The organism is Rhodococcus chondri (assembly GCF_036327435.1).
In the GTDB taxonomy this organism is placed as follows: domain Bacteria; phylum Actinomycetota; class Actinomycetes; order Mycobacteriales; family Mycobacteriaceae; genus Rhodococcus; species Rhodococcus chondri.
The window spans coordinates 1-7,254 of the sequence record NZ_JAUZMZ010000213.1 but is presented as its reverse complement, the minus strand read 5'-3'; the positions used below and the strand labels follow the sequence as shown (position 1 = coordinate 7,254).

5 protein-coding genes and 1 pseudogene are annotated in these 7,254 nt (G+C 66.2%); 2 read left to right on the top strand and 4 right to left on the bottom strand.

Features of this window, described 5'->3' with window-relative positions; all coding sequences use genetic code 11:
- Positions 1–120: 120 nt before the first annotated feature.
- Positions 121–1,251: pseudogene (locus tag Q8814_RS23210) on the bottom strand (xanthine dehydrogenase family protein molybdopterin-binding subunit); the annotation flags it as partial.
- Positions 1,252–1,467: 216 nt separating this feature from the next.
- Here Q8814_RS23210 and Q8814_RS23205 point away from each other — a divergent pair.
- Positions 1,468–1,845 carry a hypothetical protein gene (locus tag Q8814_RS23205; protein WP_330154330.1) on the top strand — a complete coding sequence of 126 codons (378 nt, stop codon included), beginning with the start codon at positions 1,468–1,470 and terminating at the stop codon, positions 1,843–1,845.
- A gap of 113 nt (positions 1,846–1,958) precedes the next feature.
- On the opposite strand, the gene dacB is transcribed toward Q8814_RS23205, so the two are convergent.
- The 3 genes from dacB to Q8814_RS23190 form a co-directional block, all read right to left on the bottom strand.
- Positions 1,959–3,575, bottom strand: coding sequence for a D-alanyl-D-alanine carboxypeptidase/D-alanyl-D-alanine endopeptidase (dacB, locus tag Q8814_RS23200; RefSeq protein WP_330154329.1), 1,617 nt, complete (start codon positions 3,573–3,575; stop codon positions 1,959–1,961).
- Between the two features lie 230 nt (positions 3,576–3,805).
- A complete protein-coding gene (locus Q8814_RS23195) occupies positions 3,806–4,645 on the bottom strand; it encodes a sucrase ferredoxin (RefSeq protein WP_330154328.1) in 840 nt (279 codons plus the stop codon).
- Between the two features lie 66 nt (positions 4,646–4,711).
- Positions 4,712–5,917, bottom strand: coding sequence for a cupin domain-containing protein (locus tag Q8814_RS23190; protein ID WP_330154327.1), 1,206 nt, complete (start codon positions 5,915–5,917; stop codon positions 4,712–4,714).
- 698 nt (positions 5,918–6,615) lie between these two features.
- Between Q8814_RS23190 and Q8814_RS23185 the strand changes: the two genes are divergently transcribed.
- On the top strand, positions 6,616–7,092 hold the full coding sequence (locus Q8814_RS23185; protein WP_330154326.1) for an SRPBCC family protein: 477 nt from the start codon (positions 6,616–6,618) through the stop codon (positions 7,090–7,092).
- Positions 7,093–7,254 lie beyond the last annotated feature (162 nt).

Sequence of the window (7,254 nt, the reverse complement as noted above, 5' to 3'; positions counted from 1 at the left end):
TTGGATGCGTAAGACACACCCATGATCAATCCCTGTCCCCATGCCCGCTCCACCGGCCCGGACAGCACCTCGAATAAAACGAAAACCCCAGCTCACGGGGTCGCTAATCAACAACTACGGCGCCCTGGACTCGAACTGCCACGGTCCGCGATACGCGACCCGCCCGACCGTGTTCGAGTAGAGCAACTTCATGGTGAAGGTCGCGGCCGGAACCCGGTAGGGGCCGGGGAACAGCATCCCGACCACGGCACCGGCGGTCAGGGGGGACGGAACCGGGTACGAACCCACGTTCTGTACGTGATCGAGGGCGGCGGCGAGAATCTTCCCGTCGTCGTCGAACGCGAAGCGCGCGTCGCCGTGCTCCTGTCGTGCCATTCCGGCCGACATCATGTGCTCCTGCCGGTCTTCGATCCACTTCAGCGCGACCGGGAGTTTGGTCGCGGCGAGCATGACGCAGATGTCTTCGCGCTGCGGCGCGACCTTCTGTCCGAATCCGCCTCCGGTGTCGCGCATGGTGACCCGCACGCGGTGTTCGTCGAGGCCCAGCAGGCGAGCGCAGAAGCCACGGAGCTCGTGCGGTGACTGCGTGGACGCCCATACGGTCATTTCCCTTGCGGAGGAAGACCATTCGACGACCAGTCCGCGTGTTTCCATGGGAACGGCGATATACGCCTGCTGGTGGATGGTTTGCCGGACGACGTGAGACGCCTCGTCGAAGGTTCTCGCGAGTTCTTCGGGCGGCGGGCCACCCAGTGCGGCCGCGATGTTGCCCGGTTTGTCGGCGTGGACGAGTTCGCCGGACTCCTCTGCGGTGACGTAGTCGACGACCGGCGGCAGTACCTCGTAATCGATCTCGACGAGTTCGGCAGCGTCCTCGGCGATGTAGCGGTCGCGGGCCACGACCAGCGCGACCGGATCGCCGACGAAACGCACTTCGTCCTCGGCCAGCGGAGGCCAGTTCGCGCTCGGTACGTACGGGCCGTCGAGCCCGTACTTCTGCTCGTGAACACCGGGATTGAGGTCGGCGGCGACATAGACGGCGTGTACCCCGTCCAGTGCGAGCGCCGCGGAGACGTCGAGGCCGGTGATGCGTCCGCGCGCGATCGGACTGCGCACGAAGTGTGCATGCAACATCCCGGGGCGCGTCACGTCGTCGACGAACGATCCGGCGCCGGTCAGCAGGCGGGGGTCTTCGACCCGGTTGATGCGGGTGCCGACATAGCCGGAGTAGGAGGGCCTCGCAGCGGTCATGGTCACCTCGGCCGTCAGTGGATGCTGGGCACTTGTCTAGCAGCGATCCCGGTGAGGTGTCAATCACATTCTCTTGGATGGATATGGGGTTCTGACCGCGACGCCGTCATGCAACTCGACGCTCGCAGGTGAACGCTGTCCTCACCGGGGGAGCAGCGTTCACCTCATGGTGAAGTCTCCGGATACTCCCTGGCAGGTCTTCGTTATGGTGCCGGGATGACCACTGACACTGCTGCTGCCGCACACCGTTCGCCATCCACTATCGACCTGGACGCCCGGATGTTCGCAGGTGTCAGCAACTCGTCCGCCGGGCAGGTCAGTGGCGCCACCCGCTTTCGGTACCGCCAGGACGACACTGTCATCTGGGCCGATTACGACGGCGGAGAGATAGTGCGGGGTTTCCTCGTCGGGACACGTAACGGCGAGCGTCTGCACTTCCGCTATGTCCACCTCAGTGTTGACGGCACTGCCGCGAGCGGAGTCTGCGACAGCCGGATCGAGGTGCTCTGCGACGGACGCATACGCCTCGAAGAGAGCTGGGCCTGGGAATCACGTCCGGAAAAGGGCACGAGCGTGGTCGAAGAAATCCGCTGACCCATTTCTGGACTCGCCTTCTGGACTCGCTGCGTCGCCTCGTCGAATCCCGATCACAGGCCGATGCTTCCGGGATCCGGAGATTTTCTCGGCGTGGCGCTGCTTCACCCGTGTCATGACGCGAATTTCTCCGCAAACGCGGCCGCGACCATTCCGACGTCGTCGCCGGCCTGGGTCAGTCCGGCGGAAAAGTCCTCGAACGTCCCGCCGCTCATCGACAGCGCGAACACCAAGGGGGTGCCGTCGTCGCGGAAGAGGTAACCGGCCAGGCTCTGCACGTTGTAGAGAAGCCGCCCGGTCACCGGGTCGAGTGCCGCGCTGGTACCGGTCTTCGCGGCGACCTTACCCACCGCGGGGCTGTCGGCGCCGACCGATGCGAGGGTGCCGCTCTCCCCGAGCACCGGTTGCCCGGCGATCAGGTCGTCGCCCCAGGGCTGCTGTCTGGCCCACATCATCCATCCGGTCATCTGCCGCGGTGTCGTCGACGCAGGATCGGCGCCCTGTCCGTCGACGAGGATCACGTCGGCGCCGTCCACATCGGATTTGTCGATCACCGAGCGGATCGAGGAGAGCCCGTCCTCACAGTTGGTAGAGCCGGCACGCGCTGCGAGCAGGCACAGCATCGCGTTGGCACCGGTGTTGTAGCTGGTCTGGAGGATCATCGACCCGAAAGTCTTCAGCGGTGGCGACTCGAGGGACGCGACCCGGCTGTTGTCGGGATAGCTGTCGGGCGCGGGCAGGCCGGCCTCATTGTTCGGTCCCACCGCGGGCGCCGCTACCGTCACCCCCGCGCGGTCGAGGGCTTCGGTGAAGAGTGTGCGAGCCCATTCGGCGGCATCGGGTACGCGGTAGATGGTCAGTTGCGACGAGTCGGCGGTGATTGTGCCGGACACGGTCAGCCGCCGGGGATTCGCCGGATCCACGTCGACGGTCAGCGACGCCTCGTCACCGACGGTTACCGTCGACTCGACGGCGTATGCCTGTGTTCGGGGCCGGGTCTCGGCGGTGACGGTGTCGCCGTCCGCGGTGACGGTGATGTCGAGGATGTTGTCGTTGACGAACACCGACGGCACCGGGCCTTCCTGACCCTGGTAGGTGTCCCAGATCCGGGTGTCGATCACGACGTCACCGTCGACGCGGGTGATGCCGGCGTCGGTGACCTGCCGGGCGAGCGCGTCGAGCCCGGCGAGCGGATCGTCCGGCACGGTCGTGGCGTTCAGGGCGAGGTCGCCGTACACGTGGTCGATGGTGTCGGCGGTGAATGTTTCGTCGACCCGCCCGTCCGTCGCTCCGCGACCGCCGAGCGCGAGATCGCCCGATGCCACCAGCACGAGATCGCCTGACACGGCTCCGTTCACCGGGGCCTGCGTTGCGTACACCGGGGTGGTCAGGGTGGTGTCCGGGCCGATCGTGTCGTACACGGTGCCGAGCGTGAATTCTTTGGCTGTCGATCCGGTGAACACCATTTCGTCCGGGCGTTGTGACAGCAGTACTGCGCCGTTCTCGGGATCGACGATGTGGAAGAGCCAGCGGGCGGTCCGGTACTCCGGTGCGGCCATGATCTGTGCTGCGGCATCTGGGATGTCGCCGGAAGCGCCGGTCGTGGTCTCCGGCGAATCCTCTACGGCGGAGGTGGTATCGACGCTCGCGCAGGCCGTGACGGCGAGGACCGTCGCGGTGAGCGCGATTCCTATTCGTGCGACGGCACCGAAGGGTGTCGATGGAGGCATGGCAGCCCTCTCGGATTTTGCCCCTCAGTGTTGCGTACTGCCTCTTCCTTTGTGGCCGAATCCAACTAGTGGTGTGATCAGGGTTCTGTTTCTCCCGCGGGAGTTCGAGGGCGATCTCGATCAGCCGGTCTTCGAGAGGACAGGTCGGGCGGCGGCCATCTCGCGGTGGGGGCGACTCATCACAGGCTTGAAGGCGGTTGGGGACGCGGCGTTCGGCCGGTCCGTCCCTTTCAAGCTGTGCGGATCGAGGTGAGTTCGTAGACCATGACCGAATTCATTGCCGCTCCGCGGCAAGTCAATTGGCATGGTGGGGAGCGATGGGCCTGCAATTCGACATCGACACACCGCGGGTGGGGTGAGCGGCCGGTGATGCGGATCCGCCAGAGGTCACCGTCGCGGAAGCTCTCGGCGATCGTGTAATCACTGCGCCCGGCCGGGCCGAAGCGTCGGAGTGTGGCCGCGACCGCGGCCTGATGAGGCGGGAGCAGATCGGTGTATCCGCGCAGATGCTCGGAGTGGATACGGCCGGAGAAGTGTTCTTCGACCGTGACGACGGACGATTCGGCATCGAGACCGCCGTAGTAGACACCGTCGGGCACGATGACGACATTGGCTGCGAACCTGTCCCCGCCTACGTGCGTGCATTCCCACACCTGCTCCGGCCAGCGCTGTGCCAGGGCACGTGCCACGGGCCGTCCACGTACGGCACAACACGGATCGTGCTGACCATGAGTGCAGACCAGAAGGACGGACGGGCCACCGAGGTGTCCGGGAACGCCGAGGGCGGTGGCGATCTGCGCCAGATCCTCATCACGACTCCACGTTCCCCACTGCTGACGAAAGACACCGGAATCCTCGTGGCGCAGCACCGCCCAACGGTCGGGCCCTTCGCGGCGACGCCGGCCCGGGCGCCTCACCAGCAGTATTCGCGCACGCGCCGTCTGCGCCGCGGAAAACACAAGGGCCTTGGTCGCAGCCTCGAGACCGAGGCCGTCGAAGCCGTTGAGTGGCCACCGGCCTCTGTACTCGATGAGAATCCAGACGAAGCCGCGTGGGGCTGTGCCTGCCATCGGATCACCGCGCCTTCGGGCGCCGTCTGCACAGAAAAAGCGTTCCACAGCAGGCATGACGCACCCTCACTGTTCCGCAGGGACGAGGACCCCCGCGCGTAACAGTCGTTCGACCAGGTCGATTCCCAGGGTCTTCGCCAGGTGGGTCTCGCCGTCGAGGAGGCGCATGACACACGGCAAATCACTCTCCGGCACGGGGAACGGGCCCACGCGCGTGACCAGGTGTGAGCCTTCCAGCCGTGCTTGCAGCGCACCGCGAAGTCGCACCGCCGTGTCGGGGCGAAGATCGCGGACGGCGGCGAGTTGGGCCAGTGGCCCCAGCGGCGCCGGACGTCCCTGTTCCCGCCGGAGGTGCTGGAACAAGGACGTGGGATCGATCTCGGCTACGGCGGCAGCCAGACGCCTACGGACAGCGTCGATTTCATCACCGGGCTCATCGAGGCCCAGGGGCAGCGTACGGCGCATCTCGGGATCGTCGCCCAGTGCGGCCAGCGCGGCCTGGGTCAGTTGTTCGGCCAGGGCATAGCGCGTCCAGCTGTGGACGCCGACAGTGAGATGGATGGAGACCTCACCTTGTGTCTGGGCGGCATGTATCCAGCCGCGCGGCAGGTAAAGACAATCGCCGGGTTCGAGGAGGGTGTCGAGCCACGCCGGCGTTGTCGCGGCTCGGGCGACGGCGAAGCGGTGATCGGTCCAGGGTTGATGGCGCAGCGGCGCCGGATGGACCGGGTCGTGGATCACCCACCGTTTGGTTCCCGCGATCTGCACGATGAAGACGTCGTGGACGTCGTAGTGGTCGTCGAATCCTCGGTTCTGGGGTGGAGTGATGTAGGCATTGACCTGGACCGGATGTCCGAGCTCGGTGCTCAGCTCGGTGCTGAACTGCGAGACCGGTTCCCATGTGCGGTGCAAAGCTTGCAGGACGAGGGTGGCACCGTCGGCGAATCTGCGCCACAGCATCGTGTCGTCGAGCTGGTCGGCGATGGTGGCGCCCACGCCGGCGGGAGAGGTAAATGACGAGTCGGGAAGTGTCGCCCCGTCCTTGGCCACGCGGAGAAAGGGTGTGCGGAGTCCACGGCGCGAGATCAGCTCGTCAACTGCCTCGGCAGAGAACAGATCGCAGAAGTCGCCGGCGCGACGCGTAAGCAACGGTGTGCGACCCCAGACCTCGCACGCGAACTTCTCGCGGCCGATATCGATCAGCCGTGTTTCCAGGACTCCGGCCCCGGTCTCGACGCCGGAGTCCTGGGTGCCGGTACGAGGGGTACTCACACCTAGCTGCCTATTCCGGCACCACCATCAGCTCCACCATCAGCTCCGCCATCAGCTCCGCCGTCGGCTCCGCCATCAGCACCGCCGTCGGCTCCGCCATCCGCTCCGCCGTCGGCTCCGCCGTCGGCTCCGCCGTCGTGAACGCCCGGGACGCCGACCGCGCCGCCGTCCGCCGGGCCTTCTTGGCCTTCCTCTTGGTTCGGATCCTGCTGTGACTCGGTCATGCTTCCTCCAGAGATCAAAGGCTGGGAGCAGCGGCGTTATCGGCGCCTCGAGCCCCACACCGGTCCATTCTTCGCCTGTTATTCAGCTTATCCGGGCGAATCAGCCGACACGTGAGATCCGAGACCATCGAATCGCCACTGCAGCGTCGGGTCATGGGAGCGGTGGGAATTGGGTCACCCCGGCTCGGGACGGACCAGGAAGGCGAGAGAAGCGAACCCGCCCCGGTGGGACGGGCGGCAAGGTTCGGACTGGTCAGTGCCGGCCTGAGAGGATTTCGCCACGGATGTCGACGAGTTCGCCCGGCGATGGTTCGGCGAGAGCGGCGCGGGTTACGACCGACGCCGGCGCGCACGCGGCCGTGCAGGTTGTGCTTGTCAGGTATTCGGTCGTGAACGCGGGGTGGCGGTCGTGGGACGAGTACCGCAGAGGCCGGGGATCGAGCCGCCCTGCGATCTCCGTCGGAGGAAGGCAGGATGGTGCCTATGCAGACCACGTCCTTGACCTTCCAGTCCTCTATTGTCGTGCGCGCCACTCCGGAGCAGGTGTACGCGCTTGTGTCCGACGTGACCCGCACCGGCGAGTGGTCGCCGGTGTGCGCGGAGTGCTGGTGGGACCCGGGCCAGGGACCTGAGGTCGGTGCCTTTTTCACTGGCCGGAACGTGACCCCGGACCGCACCTGGCAGACACGCTCGGAGATCGTCGTCGCCGACCCGGGCCGCGAGTTTGCGTGGTCGGTCGGCCCTGGCCTGGTGCGTTGGGGTTATCTGATGAAGCCCGCGGATGCCGGCACGGAACTGACGGAGACCTGGGAGTTGCCCGCGGCCGGGCAGGAGTTCTTCCACGAGCGTTTCGGGTCCGAGGCGCCAGACGAGATCGCCGCACGTGAACAGGCTGCTCGGGAGGGTATCCCCTCGACGCTCGCCTCGATCGCACGGATCTTGGAGGGCTGAAGCGCGATCGCGATCATCAAGGTCGCGGGCGGCGGGCCGGGAAGTGCCTGCGTCGCCTGGTCGCTTATCGAATAGCCGACGGTCCGGTTCGAGTAGACATCCTTGATCACACAGATACAGCTTCCCTTCTCGGGTTGGAATCCAAGCGGGGCGATGCTCGGC

Excerpts from the sequence above, each read along its gene's own strand:
- Q8814_RS23205 (WP_330154330.1), top strand. The coding sequence starts at position 1,468 with ATGACCACTGACACTGCTGCTGCCGCACACCGTTCGCCATCCACTATC.
- dacB (WP_330154329.1), bottom strand. The coding sequence starts at position 3,575 with ATGCCTCCATCGACACCCTTCGGTGCCGTCGCACGAATAGGAATCGCG.
- Q8814_RS23195 (WP_330154328.1), bottom strand. The coding sequence starts at position 4,645 with ATGGCAGGCACAGCCCCACGCGGCTTCGTCTGGATTCTCATCGAGTAC.
- Q8814_RS23185 (WP_330154326.1), top strand. The coding sequence starts at position 6,616 with ATGGTGCCTATGCAGACCACGTCCTTGACCTTCCAGTCCTCTATTGTC.